This window comes from Bradyrhizobium sp. T-12, from assembly GCF_058314695.1.
On sequence record NZ_CM177756.1, the window covers coordinates 1,713,151 to 1,730,237 of the forward strand.

The 17,087-nt window shown below is 65.9% G+C and carries 16 protein-coding genes; 11 read left to right on the forward strand and 5 right to left on the reverse strand.

Annotation, left to right across the window (positions count from 1 at the left end; all coding sequences use genetic code 11):
• Positions 1 to 2: 2 nt before the first annotated feature.
• Both AC0WRY_RS08155 and AC0WRY_RS08160 read left to right on the forward strand, forming a co-directional pair.
• On the forward strand, positions 3 to 755 hold the full coding sequence (locus AC0WRY_RS08155) for a GntR family transcriptional regulator (RefSeq protein ID WP_194406512.1): 753 nt from the start codon (positions 3 to 5) through the stop codon (positions 753 to 755).
• An 11-nt stretch (positions 756 to 766) separates the two neighbouring features.
• A complete protein-coding gene (locus AC0WRY_RS08160; protein WP_194406513.1) occupies positions 767 to 1,747 on the forward strand; it encodes a PDR/VanB family oxidoreductase in 981 nt (326 codons plus the stop codon).
• A 132-nt stretch (positions 1,748 to 1,879) separates the two neighbouring features.
• Here AC0WRY_RS08160 and AC0WRY_RS08165 read toward each other — a convergent pair whose 3' ends face one another.
• Positions 1,880 to 3,841: a putative bifunctional diguanylate cyclase/phosphodiesterase gene (locus tag AC0WRY_RS08165; protein ID WP_194406514.1), complete on the reverse strand. Its 1,962-nt coding sequence runs from the start codon at positions 3,839 to 3,841 to the stop codon at positions 1,880 to 1,882.
• Positions 3,842 to 4,158: 317 nt separating this feature from the next.
• On the opposite strand from AC0WRY_RS08165, the gene AC0WRY_RS08170 reads away from it, so the two are divergent.
• Positions 4,159 to 5,103, forward strand: a complete 945-nt coding sequence (locus AC0WRY_RS08170; RefSeq protein ID WP_194406515.1) for a hypothetical protein — start codon at positions 4,159 to 4,161, stop codon at positions 5,101 to 5,103.
• Positions 5,104 to 5,115: 12 nt separating this feature from the next.
• On the opposite strand, the gene AC0WRY_RS08175 is transcribed toward AC0WRY_RS08170, so the two are convergent.
• Positions 5,116 to 5,481, reverse strand: a complete 366-nt coding sequence (locus AC0WRY_RS08175; protein ID WP_194406516.1) for a nuclear transport factor 2 family protein — start codon at positions 5,479 to 5,481, stop codon at positions 5,116 to 5,118.
• A 99-nt stretch (positions 5,482 to 5,580) separates the two neighbouring features.
• Here AC0WRY_RS08175 and AC0WRY_RS08180 point away from each other — a divergent pair, with 99 nt between their 5' ends.
• The 3 genes from AC0WRY_RS08180 (at position 5,581) to hemC (ending at position 8,928) form a co-directional block, all read left to right on the forward strand.
• On the forward strand, positions 5,581 to 6,171 hold the full coding sequence (locus tag AC0WRY_RS08180) for a TetR/AcrR family transcriptional regulator (RefSeq protein WP_194406517.1): 591 nt from the start codon (positions 5,581 to 5,583) through the stop codon (positions 6,169 to 6,171).
• 52 nt (positions 6,172 to 6,223) lie between these two features.
• Positions 6,224 to 7,849: a GMC family oxidoreductase gene (locus AC0WRY_RS08185; RefSeq protein WP_491122915.1), complete on the forward strand. Its 1,626-nt coding sequence runs from the start codon at positions 6,224 to 6,226 to the stop codon at positions 7,847 to 7,849.
• A 98-nt stretch (positions 7,850 to 7,947) separates the two neighbouring features.
• Positions 7,948 to 8,928: a hydroxymethylbilane synthase gene (gene hemC, locus AC0WRY_RS08190; protein ID WP_491122916.1), complete on the forward strand. Its 981-nt coding sequence runs from the start codon at positions 7,948 to 7,950 to the stop codon at positions 8,926 to 8,928.
• 150 nt (positions 8,929 to 9,078) lie between these two features.
• Here the strand turns inward: hemC and hemE are convergent, their stop codons facing one another.
• Positions 9,079 to 10,113: a uroporphyrinogen decarboxylase gene (gene hemE / locus AC0WRY_RS08195; protein WP_491122917.1), complete on the reverse strand. Its 1,035-nt coding sequence runs from the start codon at positions 10,111 to 10,113 to the stop codon at positions 9,079 to 9,081.
• Positions 10,114 to 10,220: 107 nt separating this feature from the next.
• Between hemE and AC0WRY_RS08200 the strand changes: the two genes are divergently transcribed.
• Entirely contained in the window at positions 10,221 to 10,436 is a 216-nt protein-coding gene (locus tag AC0WRY_RS08200) for a hypothetical protein (RefSeq protein ID WP_194406521.1), read from the forward strand.
• A 173-nt stretch (positions 10,437 to 10,609) separates the two neighbouring features.
• The gene (locus AC0WRY_RS08205; RefSeq protein ID WP_491122918.1) at positions 10,610 to 12,514 is read left to right on the forward strand and encodes a sensor domain-containing diguanylate cyclase; all 1,905 of its coding nucleotides are present in this window, start codon (positions 10,610 to 10,612) and stop codon (positions 12,512 to 12,514) included.
• 6 nt (positions 12,515 to 12,520) lie between these two features.
• Here the strand turns inward: AC0WRY_RS08205 and AC0WRY_RS08210 are convergent, their stop codons facing one another.
• Both AC0WRY_RS08210 and trhO read right to left on the reverse strand, forming a co-directional pair.
• Entirely contained in the window at positions 12,521 to 12,739 is a 219-nt protein-coding gene (locus tag AC0WRY_RS08210; RefSeq protein ID WP_194406523.1) for a SlyX family protein, read from the reverse strand.
• Positions 12,729 to 13,496 (reverse strand): oxygen-dependent tRNA uridine(34) hydroxylase TrhO, encoded by a 768-nt coding sequence (gene trhO / locus AC0WRY_RS08215; RefSeq protein ID WP_491122919.1) that lies wholly within the window; start codon positions 13,494 to 13,496, stop codon positions 12,729 to 12,731. The genes AC0WRY_RS08210 and trhO overlap by 11 nt, the downstream gene beginning before the upstream one ends.
• A 198-nt stretch (positions 13,497 to 13,694) precedes the next feature.
• On the opposite strand from trhO, the gene ggt reads away from it, so the two are divergent.
• The 3 genes from ggt to AC0WRY_RS08230 all read left to right on the forward strand — a co-directional run bounded on the left by ggt (position 13,695) and on the right by AC0WRY_RS08230 (position 17,086).
• Entirely contained in the window at positions 13,695 to 15,281 is a 1,587-nt protein-coding gene (gene ggt / locus AC0WRY_RS08220) for a gamma-glutamyltransferase (protein WP_491122920.1), read from the forward strand.
• 220 nt (positions 15,282 to 15,501) lie between these two features.
• On the forward strand, positions 15,502 to 16,065 hold the full coding sequence (locus AC0WRY_RS08225; RefSeq protein ID WP_285812643.1) for a (2Fe-2S)-binding protein: 564 nt from the start codon (positions 15,502 to 15,504) through the stop codon (positions 16,063 to 16,065).
• Between the two features lie 4 nt (positions 16,066 to 16,069).
• Complete coding sequence (locus tag AC0WRY_RS08230; RefSeq protein ID WP_194406526.1) at positions 16,070 to 17,086, forward strand: FAD binding domain-containing protein; 1,017 nt, start codon at positions 16,070 to 16,072, stop codon at positions 17,084 to 17,086.
• Position 17,087: the final 1 nt, after the last annotated feature.

A 17,087-nucleotide genomic window follows, 5' to 3' on the forward strand; every position in this document is an offset into this window, starting at 1 on the left:
CCATGGCCGAGCGTGAGGTCGACCGTTCCGTCTCGCAAACCGTGAAGGCGCAGCTCGCATTGCGCGACCAGATCCTGTCGGGCACTTTGCGTCCGGGCGAGCGCATCTCCGAACTCCAGGCGGTGGAGACCACCGGCGCCTCGCGCACACCGGTGCGCATGGCGCTGGTGCGGCTGGAGGAGGAGGGCCTCCTGGAGGCGATCCCCTCCGGCGGCTTCATGGTGAAGGCGTTTTCGGAGCGCGACATCTCCGACTCCATCGAGCTGCGCGGCACGCTCGAAGGCCTCGCCGCGCGCTTTGCGGCCGAGCGCGGCGTCTCCGCGCGCGAGCTCGAGCCCCTGAAGGAGTGCCTGGCCGCGATCGACGAATTGCTGCGCCAGGTGCCGATCTCGATCGAAGCCTTCTCGTCCTACGTCACGCTGAACGCGCGCTTCCACGCCCTGCTCACGGAACTGTCGCGCAGTCCGCCGCTGATCCGCCAGATCGACCGCGCCTCGGCTCTGCCGTTTGCCTCGCCCAGCGGCTTCGTGATGGCGCAATCCGCGCTGCCCGAGGCGCAGCAGATCCTGATCATCGGGCAGGACCACCATCGCGTCGTGATCGACGCGATCGAGAACCGCGAAGGCGCGCGCGCCGAGGCGATCATGCGCGAGCACGCGCGGCTCGCCGTGCGCAACTTGCGGCTCGCGCTGCGCAACCGGACCCATCTGGACCTCTTGCCGGCGCTCGCGCTGATCAAGTCTGCAGCCGACTGAGGGCCATCACCATGCGCTTCATCGAAACCTGGACTCCGGCAACGCTCGTGTCGACGCGCGATCTCGCTCCCGGCATCCGCGAATTTCTGATCCGGCCGGATCAGTATGACGGCGTCGCCTATCCGGTCGGCAGCCACATCAACGTCAGCGTGACCATCGACGGCCTGCCGGAGACGCGGTCTTATTCGCTGGTGGGCGAGGCCTCCCCGGCCGGCTTCAAGATCGCCGTGCGCCGCGCCGAGGATTCCCGCGGCGGTTCGCGCTACATGTGGCAGCTCGCGCCGGGCGCGCGGCTCGACATCACGCAGCCGGCCTCGCTCCTTGCCGTGGACTGGTCGCGCGAAAGCTATTGCCTGATCGCCGGCGGCATCGGCATCACGCCGATCCTCGGCGCCGCGCAGGCGCTGGCGCGCCGCGGCGCCGACGTCGCGCTGCATTATGCGGTGCGCTCCCGGGCAGAGGCCGCCTATCTTGATGACCTCGCAGCGCTGCTCGGCGATCGCCTGGTCGTTCATGCCGGCGACGAAGGCAAGCGGCTCGATCTCGACGCGCTGTTCGCCTCGGTGCCCAAAAGCGCGCTCGCGCTGTTCTGCGGCCCGATGCGCATGCTCGATGCCGCGCGCCATTCCTGGATCGGTGCCGGCCATGCGCTGCCCGATCTCCGCTACGAGACCTTTGGCTCCAGCGGCGCGCTCCCGACCGAAACGTTCCGTGTGCGCCTGAAGGGCTCCAATGTGGAGCTGGAGATCCCGCGCGAGCGCTCGATGCTGGATGTGCTCAATGCCGGCGGTCACGACGTGATGTACGACTGCAAGCGCGGCGAATGCGGCCTGTGCGCGATCGACGTGGTCGAGGTCGACGGCGAGATCGACCATCGCGACGTCTTCTTCAGCGACCATCAGAAAGAGAGCAACCAGAAGATCTGCGCCTGCGTCTCCCGTGCGCGGGGCACCATCACCGTGGATACGCTGCTGCGGGCGGATGCGATATGAGGTAGGAAGGATCGTAGCCCGGATGGAGCGAAGCGAAATCCGGGGGCGGTCTTGCTCCGTCGCGCGCTGTCCCGGATTGCGCTTCGCTCCATCCGGGCTACTTCGTCCCAAAGGATGGCCGTGCGGGAAAACCTACGCCGCGAACGTCGCTCGATACTTCTTGGTCTCCAGCAGCGCCAGCACGCCGTCCGCCGACACCGGGCGGCTGATCAAATAGCCCTGAACCTCGTCGCAATTGATCTGCCTGAGATATTCGAGCTGGTCGGCGGTCTCGACGCCCTCGGCGACCACGCCGATGTCGAGGTCGCGCGCAAGCGAGACCACCGACTTCACGATGGCCGCGCAGTCGGGCTGCACCAGCATGTCGCGGATGAAGGACTGGTCGACCTTGATGCGGCTGAACGGAAGCTTGCGCAAATAGGTGAGGGAGGAGAAGCCAGTCCCGAAATCGTCGAGCGCCACGGTGACGCCGAGCTGCAGCAGCGCGTTCAGCACGGGCTCGGCCGAGCCGTATTTCGACAGCAGCATCGATTCCGTGATCTCGATCTCGAGCCGGTGCGGGGCGATCTTGGCGTCGCTGAGCGCCTGCACGATGATCTGGAGGATGCCGGCGTTGTGAAACTGCGCCGCGGAGAAGTTCACGGCGACCCTGATCTCGTCAGGCCATTTGGCAACCGTCGCGCAGGCGCGGCGGATGACCCATTCGCCGATCTCGTGGATCAGTCCCGTCTCTTCCGCGATCGGGATGAATTCGCTCGGCGGCACCAGTCCGCGCTCGGGATGTTGCCAGCGCAGCAGCGCCTCGAAGCCGGTGATCCGGCTTTGGTCGAGATCGAGGAACGGCTGGAAGACGAGGAACAGCTCGTTTCGCGCGATCGCGCCCTCGAGGTCCGATTGCAGTGCCTTGCGATCGCGTGACACCCTGTCGTCGGCTTCCTCGAAGAAGCGGATCGTGCCGGGGCCAGCCTTCTTGGCGCGGTAGAGCGCTGCATCGGCATTCTTCATGATGTCGAGCGGCGTGGTGCCGTCGCGCGGCGCCAGCACGATGCCGACGCTGGTTGCGCCCACGACCTGGCGGCCCTCGATGCGGAACGGCTCCTCGAAGGCCGCGACGAAGCGTTCGGCGATCTCGAGGGCATCTTCGGGGCGCGCCAGATTGGCCATCACCAGCGCGAATTCGTCGCCGCCGATGCGCGCGACATGCTCGGCGGCGCGGGTGCAGCGTTGCAGGCGGCTTGCGACCTGGACCAGGAATTCGTCGCCGGCGGGATGGCCGAACTTGTCATTGACCTCCTTGAAGCGATCGAGATCGAGCAGGAGCACCGCAAACTCCTCGCCGGAGAGCGCCAGTCGCTTCAGCGCAGCCTCGAGCGTCTCGTTGAAGGCGACGCGGTTGGGCAGGTGGGTCAGGGGATCAAGGCGCACCGTGCGCTCCGCCTCGATCTGCTGCGTGACGCGCCGCGCGAACGAGAACGAATTGACGAACACGCCGCGGATCAGCACGCTGCCATAGACCACGACGAGGAAGGCGATCAGGAGAAAGGCCAGATCGCCGTTCCTGCCGAGGCAGATGGCGATCCCGACGAAGATCGGGGCCGTGAAGGCGATGGCCGCGATCGGGATGGTGGCAAAGGCGAGCGCACCGCCGGCCAGCATGCCCGAGCACAGGCAGGTGATGACGAGCTGGCCGCCGGTCGAAGCATCGGTGAAGAAGGCGACGGGGACGATGCCCCAGGCGGCACCGAGGACGAAGGCATTGCGCACCAGGCGGTGCATGGTGCGGCGGGAGACGAATTGCGGCTTGGTGATGCGGCGCGCGGCGCGGGATTGCAGACCGAACGCGATCGCGGCGCTGGCCACGGCGGCGGCCCAGACCAGGGCGGGTATCCTGTCGGGCGACTGCCACAGCGCGATGGCGAGCACGAGGGCGTTGCAGGCATTGGCGAGCATGATGCCGACCGAATAGCCGAGCACCAGCGCCATCTGTTCGGCACGGATATGGCCGGCCACGGCTTCGTCCGTCACGGGACCGCCGAACGCCGACAGATCGCCGGCAAACAGCCGCGCGAAATAGGTGGTCAGTTGAGTCCGCATTCCAGAGCCTAGCACAAGGGGGCGTTCGTCCAGCTCGGTCCGGAGAATTCGCTGCAAACCTTTGACGAACTATGAATTATCCCCGTTTGCGGCTGGCGGCGTGACCACTTCTGCGTGTTCAAGCGAGGGTATCGATAACAAATCGATACAAATGCGGGATGGGAGGGGAATGGTGGCGCCAATTCCCGCTGTCATGCTCCGCGAAAGCGGGGCATCCAGTACGCCGCCGCTTTTCGGCGTGATACGTTTCGTGCATCGACGAGGCTCCCGTGCGCCGCGTCGGCAACGGATGCATTTGCGATCCCGAGGGCCTGGCCATGAGCGAGCCTTCCGCCGATGTTTCGGCGACGGTCGAATACACGATGGATAAATGGCGGATGGACCGCCTTCCCTGGGCCATGTGGGCCTGCGTCGCCGGGCTTGCGATTGCCCTCCACGCCGAGAGCCGCGCCCAGAGCGGAGCGGTTTTGGCCGCCGTCTATCTTGCTCTCCTGGGTCTGGCGTTCGCAGCCTATGCACTGACGACGCTGATCGGACGGTCCGGCCTGCCATTGCTTCTTGAATTGTTGATCGGCGTCCTTGTCCTGATCGTCGTTTCCGGCCTGATCGGTTTCATCAGCGTGTTGGTCGGTGGACCAAATGGCCGCTCCAGCTATGTCGGCGTCATGCGCGGTCTCTACTGGAGCCACCTCGTCAATCCATCGCTGAACGTCTTCGGCTGGATGTTGCTCTATCTGGGTTTCGGATGGATCCTGTTCTCAGCTTACCGGCACCTCTATGCGGATCGGGCAGTCGTCTCGATGTCTGCCGCGGGCATCCGGTTTCATAGGCCGTGGCTCAAGGGTCTCTTCATTCCCTGGCAGGAGGTGCGTGGGGTGGGCCATCTCGTCGTTCCCGGCATCTCGGGCGTGCCGTTCGTAAGTCCATATGCCGCGGCCGTCACGGTCGGTCGGGATTTCCATGAGCGGCACATCGCTCCGAAGCGCAGCTTTTTCGCGCCACCCGGGGCCGAAGCCATGTTCCAGCCGAAAGGCGAGATGATGCAGGTGGTGCTGAACAGCGCCGACATGACGGTCAAGCCGGAAGATTTTCTCGGGCCTGCCGAGGCGCGCTGGAAGGCGTTTCGGGATCAACCGGGCTCGCCCTCCCAGCATTGCGGCACCATCGTCTACGGACGCTGGTCGATCGACGGATCTCGGTGGCAGGCCGTTCGGTTTCTTGCGCCTCTGGTCGGCATGGTCGTGGTCCTGGTGTACCGGTAGGTCCGATCCTGCTCAGCGCCCCAGCTGCTTCGGATCGTAGTAGAACCGCTCCTCGATCAGCTTGTCGCCGCGCCAGGTCTGCCATGCGATCTCGTCCAGCGTTCGTGTGACGCCTTCGGCATTCGTGAAGCTGAAGGTCCAGCGGGTCGCGACATGGTCTCCCTCGATCAGGCTCGGTCCGACGCGAACGGCCTTGACCTCCTTGGTCGCGGCCAGCACGCCGCGCTCCTTCGCGACCAAATTTTCCCGCCCGACGGTCGGGGCGGCGTTGTTCTCGTAGGTCGCGGCGTCGGGCGTATAAAAGTGCTCGATCGCGCCGACGAAATCTCCGTCCTCCAGGCGCTTGGCAAAAGCTTCGACGATGTCACGGCTCGGCATGATGCATCCTGTGATAAAACCGACTGATGGTCGGTAAATACCGACCGATGGTCGAAAAGTCAACTGGCGGCCCGCCTATGATTGGATTAGACGAGACCCATGGCCAAGCAGGCGGAACGGCGGGCGGCGACATCGGAGGCGATCCTGACGGCGGCACGCCGCCTGTTCGGGACGCAAGGCTTTGCCGCTACCACCATGGACGAGATCGCTGAGGCAGCCCGCATCGCCAAGGGCGCGGTCTATCATCACTTCAAGACCAAGGAGGCGGTGTTCGAAGCCGTGTTCGACGAGGTCTCACGCGACCTCGTCGTCGAGATCGACGGTGCCGCGCGCGCGGAGAAGGATGTGCTGGCCGCGATGGTCGCCGGCACCCAGCATTACTTCGCCGCCACCGCGAAGGGACCGACCGGCCAGATCATTTTGCGCGACGGCCCGGCGGTGCTCGGCTGGGAGCGCTGGCGCGAGATCGACGCAAGACACTTTGGCGGCAAGATGCCGCGCGCGCTGGCGGCGGCGATGGAGGCCGGTCTCATTGCAAAGCAGCCGGTCGAGCCACTGGCGCGGCTGCTGCTCGGCGCGGTGACCGAAGCCGCCGTCGCCTGCGCCGGCCGGGCCGATATCGCAAGGGCGGGCGCGGAATATGCCCGTGCGTTCAAGTCGCTGGTCGAGGCGCTGCGCGCCAAGCCATGATCGTGCTAGTGACGAAATGGAAACGCCCACACAACAAGAAGAACCGTAGCGCATGAACGCAAACTCCTCCCTCACGCCGTCCGACCCTGAGTTCGATTACATCATCGTCGGCGCAGGCTCCGCCGGCTGCGTGCTCGTCAACCGGCTTTCCGCGAACGGCAAGCACAGCGTGCTGCTGCTCGAGGCCGGGCCGAAGGATTCCAACATCTGGATCCATGTGCCGCTCGGCTACGGCAAGCTCTTCAAGGAGAAGACCGTCAACTGGATGTACCAGACCGAGCCCGAGCCGGAGCTGAAGGGCCGCCAGGTGTTCCAGCCGCGCGGCAAGACGCTGGGCGGCTCGAGCTCGATCAACGGTCTGCTCTATGTCCGCGGCCAGCACGAGGATTACGATCGCTGGCGCCAGCTCGGCAATACCGGCTGGGGCTATGACGACGTGCTGCCCTACTTCAAGAAAGCCGAGAACCAGTCGCGCGGCGCCGATCAGTATCACGGCACGGGCGGTCCGCTGCCGGTCTCCAACATGGTGGTGACTGACCCGCTGTCGAAAGCCTTCATCGACGCCGCGGTCGAGACCGGTCTGCCCTATAACCCTGACTTCAACGGTGCCACGCAGGAAGGCGTCGGCCTGTTCCAGACCACGACGCGCAACGGCCGCCGCGCCTCGACCTCGGTCGCTTATCTCGGCCCCGCCAAGGCACGCGGCAATCTCAGGATTGAGACCGAGGCGCTCGGCCAGCGCGTGCTGTTCGAGGGCCGCCGCGCCGTTGGCGTCGAATATCGGCAAGGCGCGCAAATCCGTCGCGCCCGCGTGCGAAGAGAGATCGTGCTGTCGAGCGGCGCCTACAATTCGCCGCAGCTGCTCCAGCTCTCCGGCGTCGGTCCCGCCGATCTCCTGCGCAAGCTCGGCATCGACGTCGTGCTGGACGCGCCGGGCGTCGGCCACGATCTCCAGGACCACATGCAGGTCCGCATCGTCATGCGCTGCTCGCAGAAGATCACGCTGAACGACACGGTCAACCATCCGCTCCGCCGCACACTCGCCGGCGCGCGCTATGCGCTGTTCCGGAAGGGGTGGCTGACGATCGCGGCCGGCACCGCGGGCGCGTTCTTCAAGACCAATCCGCGCCTCGCCTCGCCCGACATCCAGGTGCACTTCCTGCCGTTCTCGACCGACAAGATGGGCGAGAAACTGCACGACTTCTCCGGTTTTACGGCCTCGGTGTGCCAGCTCCGCCCCGAGAGTCGCGGTTCCCTGCGCATCCGGAGTGCCGACCCTGCGGCGCCGCCGGAAATCCGCATCAACTACATGTCGACCGAGACCGACCGCACCACCAATGTCGAGGGCATCAAGATCCTGCGCAGGATCCTGAATGCGCCGGCCCTGAAGCCGTTCGTGGTCAGCGAATACGATCCCGGCACGAAGGTATCCACGGATGCCGAAATTCTGGATTATTGCCGCGAGCGCGGCAGCACCATCTACCATCCGACCTCGACCTGTCGTATGGGCAACGACGCGCTCGCGGTGGTCGATCAGCGGTTGAAGGTGAGGGGGCTCGAAGGCATCCGGGTCGTCGACGGCTCGATCATGCCGGACCTCGTGTCGGGAAACACCAACGCGCCGATCATCATGATCGCCGAAAAGGCCTCCGACATGATATTGGAGGATGCGCGGTAGAGCATGATCCGGACCCGGAGGGCCGCGTTAGCGCAAAGTGGGGACCGGTTTTCCGATAAGATCATGCTCAAAACGAACGCCTCTCGAAAGGACAGGACTTGGCTACGCGATTGAAGATCGGCACACGCAAGAGCGCGATGGCGCTGGCACAGACGGAAGAGATCGCGCGCCGCCTGACCGCCGCCGTGCCCGGTCTCGACGTCGAGATCGTCAAGTTCGACACCACGGGCGATACCGACCAGATCAGCAAGCTGCTGCCGCATGGCGGCAAGGGCGGCGCCTTCGTGGCGCAGATCCGGGCCGCCGTGCTCTCGGGCGAATTGCAGGCGGCGATGCACTCGCTGAAGGACATGCCGGGCAACGAGGACACGCCGGGCCTCGTCATCGGTGCCACGCTGTCGCGCGATCCGTCCAGTGACGCGCTGGTGCTGCGCGACGGAGTTTCGCTCGATGCCTTCCGCCAATTCGGTGGCAAGGGATTCAAGATCGGCACCAACGCCGTGCGGCGGGCGGCGTATGCCCGACGGTTATTTCCAGAAGCGGAGATCATTCATTTCCGCGGTGCCGCCGACACGCGCGTGCGAAAGCTCGACAATCAGACGAAGCAGCGGCTGCCTGACGGCGGTGAGGTCGGACCGGCAGATGCACTGATCATGGCGCGTTCCGGACTCGATCGTGTCGGCCTTTCTCATCGCCTCACCTACGAATTCACGGCCGCGGAGATGCTGCCCGCCGCGGGGCAGGGCATCGTCGCCGTCGAATGCGCGGCGCAGGACTGGCAGACGCGACAAATCCTGTCATCGATCGACGATCCCGCCGCGCACGCCAGCGCGGATGCCGAGCGCGAGGTGTTGTGGGTGCTGAACGGCCACTGCAATTCGCCGGTGGCGGGCTTCTCGACCATATCAGGCGATCAGATGTCGCTCACCGCATCCGTGCTCGACCTCTCCGGCAACACCATCATCGAGGCTTCGCGCCAAGGCCCGGCCAATCGCCCGCGCGAGCTCGGCCGTGCGGTGGGTCTCGATCTGCTGGCCAAGGGCGCCGCCGAGATCATCGAGCGCAGCCGGCCGCGCTAGGCCTCGCTGCGAAACGCCGCGCCTGTTTGCCCCCGCGTCAAAAGCGCGTCCAAGTCGCATCATGGCAGCCCAGCCTTTTCAACGACTTGTCTACTGTGCATGGGGTTGTTTTCGCGTTTTTAAGTCCGCCCCCTCGGGGGCGGGGCGGAGCTAGCCCCGCACGCGCTTGATCATCTGCTCGACATGGGCGATCGGCGTCTCCGGCTGGATGCCGTGGCCGAGATTGAAGATGAAGCGCCCTGGCGCAAAATTGGCCAGCACGTCGTCGACCGCGCGATCGAGCGCGGCGCCGCCCGTGATCAGCACCAGCGGATCGAGATTGCCTTGCACCGCGACCTTGCTCTGCACGCGCTCACGGATGAAGGAAGGCTCCGCGGTCCAGTCGATGCTGACCGCATTGACGCCGGTCGCCTCGACGTAACCCGGCAGCAGCGCACCGGCGCCGCGGGGGAAGCCGATGATCTTGGCATCGGGCATCTTGGCCCGCACGCCCTCGACGATGCGCCGCGTCGGCTCGACCGACCAACGCGCGAATTCGGCCGGCGGCAGCACGCCGGCCCAGGTGTCGAAGATCTGCAGGGCATTGGCGCCGGCTGCGAGTTGCGCGAGCAGATACTCGATCGAGCTCTCGACCAGCACGTCGATGATCTCAGCAAATGCCTCCGGATGCCGGTAGGCCATCATCCGTGCCGGCCCCTGGTCGGGCGTGCCCTGGCCGGCGACCATGTAGGTCGCGACCGTCCACGGCGCGCCGCAGAAGCCGATCAGCGCGGTCTTGGGGTCGAGCGCGCTGCGCACGAGCTTGAGCGCCTCGAACACCGGCGCGAGCTTGCCGAGATCGGCGCGCGGCGCCAGCGTTGCGACCTTGGCGGGATCATCCAGCGGCTCCAGCCGCGGGCCCTCGCCGACCTCGAACCGGACCGAGCGCCCGAGCGCATAGGGGATCACCAGAATGTCCGAGAAGATGATCGCTGCGTCGAAGCCGAACCTGCGGATCGGCTGCAGCGTCACCTCGGCCGCCAGCTCCGGGTTGAAGCAGAGATCGAGGAAGCCGCCGGCCTTGGCGCGCACCTCGCGGTATTCCGGCAGATAGCGGCCGGCCTGCCGCATCATCCACATGGGCGGGATGCTCTGGCGCTGGCCGGAGAGCACGTCGATGAAGGGCATTTTTGCAGATTGGGGCACGAACGGTCCTGAACAGGGTGATGGCCCCTGATACACCGGCTCGGCCCCCAGCGGAACAGGGGAACCAGCGCAACAGGGCCGCGTTGACCAGCCAATGGAGGAAGATCATGGCTGAGACATTCAATCCCGCGCCGCATGACAAGCACGCTGACGATCTGCACGAAGCGCTCGCTGCCGACCGGCAGTCCAAGCTCGACGCCGGGCTGAAGGATACCTTCCCAGCGTCTGATCCCGTGAGCGCGGCGCAGCCGACGCCCTCAAAGGCCGACGCGGAGGCCGACAGTCCCTCGCTCTGGGACAAGGTCAAGGCGATCTTCAGCTAGCGGGCAGGCACGCCGGATTCCGATCGGCTTGCTAATATCCTGTTAGCAATGCGCCGATTGCGGCCTCCGTAGGACTACTGGAACCGGGCCAGATTACCGGGTATCCCGGTGGCGACTTCAGAGTTCACTAACAGAAGCGGCAGAGGTTCCGAAACATCGGAGACCTCTGCCGCATGAGCGCTGCTAACCAACGAGCTGGATGGAGCCGCCTGCCGCTGCGCGCGGCGGCGTTCGTCGTGCTGACCTGCGTGGCCATCCTCGGCGTCAGCGGCTGGCGCGAATGGGCGGCGCGCGATGCGGTGCTCAGGGGTGCCGAGACCGAGATGGCGAACGTCGCCCGCTCGCTGACCCAGCATGCGGAAGACAGCCTCGATCTCCTCGATTCCGGCGTCGTCGGCGTCGTCAGCCGCCTCGAGATGGATGGTACCGGTCCCACCACCATCGCCAAGCTCGGCAACGTCCTGGAGGCGCGCAAGAAGGCCGTCCCGCGCATCCACAGCCTCGCCATCATCGACGACCAAGGCAATTGGCTGACCTCGCCGGGCACGACCGGCTCGACGCTCAGCGACGATGCGTTCTTCCGCCATCATCAGCTCTCGCCGAAACGGGAGCCCTATGTCGGCCATCCCGTGAAGAGCCTCCTCGAGGGCCAATGGGTGGTCACGCTGTCGCGCCGCTTCAACAAGCCGGACGGCAGCTTCGGCGGCGTGGTGCTCGCGACCATCAACTCCGGATATCTCGCGCACTTCTACGAGCAGTTCGAGATCGGCCGCAACAGCTCCGCGACGCTGGTGCATGGCGACGGATTGATCATCGCGCGCAATCCCAGCAACGATAAGTTCGTCGGCCGCAGCGTCGCCGACACTCCGCTCTTCCGCGACGCCAGCCTGCAGCGGCCGAGCGGCGCCTATCATTTCAAGTCGCCGCTGGACGGCGCCGAGCGCGTCAGCTCCTTCAAGCGCTCTGGCCGCTATCCGCTGGTCCTGCTGGCGACGCTCGACAAGGAGGAACTGCTCGCGCCCTGGCGCGCCGCGGCAATCTCCCGCATGCTCTACGTCATGGCACTGGTGGTGCTGATTGCGGTCATCGGCGCCGTGCTGGTGCGGCAACTGCAGCGCGGCCAGCGCATGGCCGCCGCCCTGGTCGAGAAGGAGGCGCATTTCCGCCTGCTCGCCGAAGGCTCCAGCGACATGGTGACCCGCATCGGGCTCGACGAGCGGCTGCGCTATGTCTCGCCCTCGTCCGTGCGCGTCGTCGGCTGGCGCGCCAATCAATTGATCGGCACGCCGGCGCTGGCAGGCATCAATCCGGAGGACCTGCCGGAGGTCCAGGCCATCGTCGACGCCATGAAGCGTGGCGAGCGGGAGGAGGCGCGCCTCATCTACCGCAACTCGCACCGGCAGAACGGCGAAGTCTGGCTGGAATCGACCATGCGGGTGACGCGCAAGGACAATGGCCGCGTCGACGGCGTGGTCGCGATCTCCCGCGACATCACCGAGCACAAGAAGCTGGAAACCAGGCTCGAGACGCTGGCGATCGAGGACAGCCTCACCGGGCTTGCCAATCGCCGCCGCTTCGACGATCGGTTGAAGGAAGAATGGGCGCGCGCCTATCGCGACCGCTCCAGCCTCGCTTTGCTGATGATCGATGTCGATCACTTCAAGGCCTATAACGACGAATACGGTCACCCCGCGGGCGATGCCTGCTTGCGCCTGGTCGCGAAGATCATCGCCGCCGAGACGCAGCGCGCCGGCGATCTGGCCGCGCGCTATGGCGGCGAGGAATTCGCCATGCTGCTGCCGAACACCGATGCCGCCGGCTGCGCCCAGGTCGGCGAACGGATCCGCCAGGCCATTCACGAGGCCGGCCTCGTTCATAGCAGCAATCAGGCAGCCGGATGCGTCACCGTCTCGGTCGGCGGTGCGACCTGCCGGCCGGCGCTGGAGCGCACGGCCGGAGTGGCCTCGCTGGTTGAAGCGGCCGACCGGGCGCTCTACGCCGCCAAGGACGCCGGCCGCGACCGCTTGATGATGTCCGGCGAGCTCATGAACCTGCTGCCGAAGGCGTCCGGCCAGTAGGACGGGTCAATAATGCGGCGGAGGCTCGTTGGCGGGTCCCGGCGCATGGGCCTCGGCGTCCTGCAGCCGCTCGCCGAGCTCCGCGATCTTCCGCGTCAACAGATCGATCTGCTTCCACTGCGCCGTGATGGTCTGGTTCAGCGTCTCGATCGTGTCGTCCTGATAGGCGATGCGTGTCTCCAGCGTGTCGATGCGCTCGCCCAGCGTCTTGATGTCATTCGTCACGCGTTGCGTCCTTGTTCCGTTCGCGCAAGCCATGGCCAAGCGCGACACGCTCGTCGAACACGAAACATTCGCCGCGCCAGTGGCTCTGCGCCTCCGGCACCTCTTCCAGATATTTGAGAATGCCGCCCTTGAGGTGATAGACCTCGGCAAAGCCGCGCGCGAGCAGATGCGCGCTCGCTTTCTCGCAGCGGATGCCCCCGGTGCAGAACATCGCGATCCTGCGATGCCTGGCCGGATCGAGCCGCTCGGCGGCGAAATCCTTGAACTGGCCGAAGCTCCCGATGCCGGGGTCGACGGCGCCTTCGAACGTTCCCATCGCCACCTCGAAGGCGTTGCGGGTGTCGAGCAGCAGCGTGTCGGGCGCCGAGATCAACGCGTTCCATTCGCTTGCATCGACATAGGTGCCGACCTGGCGGGTCGGATCGGCAGCCGCATCGCCGAGCGTGACGATCTCCTTCTTCAGCCGCACCTTGAGCCGTCCGAACGGCATCGCTTCGGCAGCCGAGAATTTCAATTCGAGATTGTTCAGCCTGCCGCCGAACATGTCGCCGTGCACCAGCTCATGGGCGAGGGCGTCGATCGCACCCGGCGCACCGGCGAGCGTGCCGTTGATGCCCTCCTGCGCCAGCAGCACGCTGCCCTTCAGCTTGAGGCCGTCGCAGAACGCGCGCAGGGGCTGGCGCAGCTCGCGGTAATCCGGGAGGGCGGCAAATTGGTAGAAGGCGGCGACCTTGGTGACCGAATTCGGATCAGACATGGCGGCTCGTTTAGCAGGCGCGTGCGGCCTGGAAAACCCGCATGAGCCGCCTGCCCCGAAGGTCTATACGCCCAGCGGATGGCAGCCATTTCACTGGCATGCCAGCATTGCCCCTGCGGGCGGGAATGTGTCATGTAGACCCGGTTTTTCCGAGATGGCGCGCCACCTGCGCCCACGGCCAAGAGAGCAAGAAATTCGATGAGAAACTTCCATTTCCCCGGCCGGTCCACGGTCCACGCCACCAACGCGATGGTTGCGACCTCGCACCCGCAGGCCTCGCTCGCGGCGATCGAGGTGCTGCGCGAGGGTGGCACGGCGGTGGACGCGGCGGTGGCCGGCTCGGCCGTGCTCGGCGTGATCGAGCCGCAATCGACCGGCATCGGCGGTGACTGCTTCGCACTGGTCCAGCCGCGCGGCGAGGGCAAGATCATCGCCTATAACGGCTCCGGCCGCGCACCGAAGGCCGCAAACGCCGACTGGTATCTCGAACGCAAGATCAACTCCGTGCCGCTGACCTCGGCGCATGCGGTGTCGATCCCCGGCGTGGTCGATGCCTTCGCCACCGTCTTGCGCGATCACGGCAAGTTCGGCTTCGACCGGCTGCTCCAGCCCGCGATCAAGGCGGCGGAGGAAGGCTACGTCGTCGCGCCCCGCATCGCGTTCGACTGGAAGAACCAGTTCGAGAAGCTGAAGGCCGGCACCAACACGGTGCGGTACCTGCTGCCGGGCGGCAAGCCGCCGGTGGCCGGTGACGTCATCCGCCAGGCCGAGCTCGGCAAGACCCTGCGCGCGATCGCCAAGGATGGCCGCGATGCCTTCTATAAGGGCCCGATCGCCGAAGACATGGTCGAGACGCTGCGCGGGATCGGCGGCCTGCACACGCTCGACGATTTCGCCGCGCACACGACCGAGACGACGACGCCGATCGGCACCATGTACAAGGGCTACGACGTCTGGCAGTGCCCGCCGAACGGGCCCGGCCTCACCATGCTGCTGATGCTCAACATCCTGTCGCGGTTCGACCTGACGAAGTTCGCTCCGCTCAGCGTCGAGCGCTTCCATCTCGAGGCAGAAGCCGCGCGCATCGCCTACATGCATCGCGAACTGCATGTCGCCGATCCCGAGCACATGCAGGTCGAGGTCGCGAAGATCCTCGCCAAGGAGTTCTGCGACGAGCACATCGCCAAGATCCGCATGGACGGCATGCTCGATCTGCCTAATGTCGCGCCGCCGATGAACCCGTCGACGATCTACATCACCGTCGTCGACAAGGACCGCAACGTCTGCTCCTTCATCAACTCGATCGCGCATTCCTTCGGCTCGGCGATCGTCTCGAACAAGACCGGCGTCCTGTTCCAGAACCGTGCCGGCGGCTTCCGCATCCAGCCGGGGCATCCCAACTGCATCGAAGGCGGCAAGCGTCCGCTGCACACGATCATGCCGAGCCTGCTCACCAAGGGCGGCCGCTCCGTGATGCCGTTCGCGGTGATGGGCGGGCAGTACCAGCCGGTCGGCCAGACCCGCGTGCTGACCAACATCCTCGATTACGGCTGCGACGTGCAGGAGGCGATCGATATGCCGCGCGGCCTGCACTACGAGGGCCAGTATCAGCTCGAGGACGGCGTGCCGGCCGCGATCGTCGAAGGGCTGAAGAAGCTCGGCCACAAGACCGCCAGCGTGGTCGGCCCGCTCGGTGGCGCGCAAGCGATCTGGATCGATTGGGACAAGGGTACGCTGACCGGCGGTTCCGATCCGCGCAAGGACGGCTGCGCATTGGGTTATTGATCGCCAGCGCAAGTTCCTCGCGCGCGAGATCAGGAAAAGTTGACGAAGGGCGATGCGGCATTTGCTGCATCGCCCTTTTCCGTTCGGAACGGAGCTCATTGCTTCAGGTTAAGGGGCGATGAGCGGTGCAGGCGTGCGCTGCTTCGAGAGATCAGCGGCGGAGGCCTGGATGTCCGACATATCAAGTTCCAAACAATCAGCATTCGATCGGCGCGCCTTCATGGCCGGCGCGGCCGGCAGTGCGCTCGTCCCGATCACGGCGCGCGCGGCCGCAGAGGAGGCCAGGGCCCCCGCGGTACAGGACCCGTCACTCCCTGTCGATGTCACGCTGCGGGTCAATGGCAAGGACAAGCGCCTGCACATCGACGCGCGCACCACGGTGCTCGATGCGCTGCGCGACCATCTCAAGCTCACGGGCAGCAAGAAGGGTTGCGACCACGGCCAATGCGGCGCCTGCACGGTGCTGATCGACGATCGGCGGGTGGTGTCCTGCCTGACTCTCGCGCTCGCGGCCGAGGGGCAGGAGATCACGACGATCGAGAGCCTCGCCACCGACGATCGCCTGCATCCGATGCAGCAGGCCTTCATCGACAACGACGCGTTCCAGTGCGGCTATTGCACGCCCGGCCAGATCATGTCCGCGATTGCCTGCGTGAAGGAGGGTCATGCGGGCAGCGAGGCCGACATCCGCGAATATATGAGCGGAAACATCTGCCGCTGCGCCGCCTATCCCAACATCGTCGCCGCCGTGAAGCAGGCCGCGCCCGAGATCATGAAAGGCTAGGCGCATGCGACCGTTCACGTATCAAAGGGCAACGGACCCGAACGCTGCCGTGCAGGCGCTCAGCGCCGCTGCGGCCGCCAATAGTCCGCTGACCCAGGCCCAGGCGCAGCCGCTGGCCGGCGGCACCACGCTGATCGATCTGATGAAGCTCGACGTGATGCGGCCCGCCGCGATCGTCGACATCAATGCGCTCGCGCGCGGCTGGTCGGCGATCGAGCCGAAGGGCGACGGCCTGCGTCTCGGCGCGCTCGCGAAGATGTCGGATGTTGCCGCGCACGACGAGATCCAGCGCAATTACCCGGTGATCGCCAATTCCCTGAAGCTCGCCGCCAGCGCCCAGTTGCGCAACATGGCGACGCTCGGCGGCAACGTGATGCAGCGAACGCGCTGCAGCTATTTCCGCGATGTGTCCTATGAGAATTGCAACAAGCGCAATCCCGGCTCCGGCTGTGCCGCCATGGACGGCGTCAACCGCATGCACGCGGTGCTCGGCGTCTCCGACCAGTGCATCGCGACCTATCCCGGCGATTTCGCGCAGGCCCTGATCGCGCTGGATGCAACCGTCGAAATCACCGAAAAATCCGGCGTCCGCAGCCTGCCATTTGCGCAGCTGCACAAGGCGCCCGGTAGCACACCCGACATCGAGACCAGTCTTCAACCGGGTGAGCTGATCTCGGCGTTCTCCATTTCCGGACGCTGGCCCCGTTCGGTGTATCTCAAGGCGCGCGACCGGCAGTCCTACGAGTTTGCGCTCTCCTCGGCGGCGGTCGCGCTCGACGTGCAGGACGGCATGATCAGGGACGCGCGCGTTGCGCTCGGCGGCGTCGCCACCGTGCCCTGGCGGGCGCGTGAGGCGGAGGCGCTGTTGAAAGGACAGAGATTCGACGACGGCCTGGCGCAGCGTGTTGCCGATGCCGCCTTCGCGGACGCCAAGGGGCGGCAGCACAACAGCTTCAAGATTGAGCTCGGCAAGCGCGTCGTGGCACGCGCGCTCCAGCAAGCCGTAACGATGGAGATCTGAT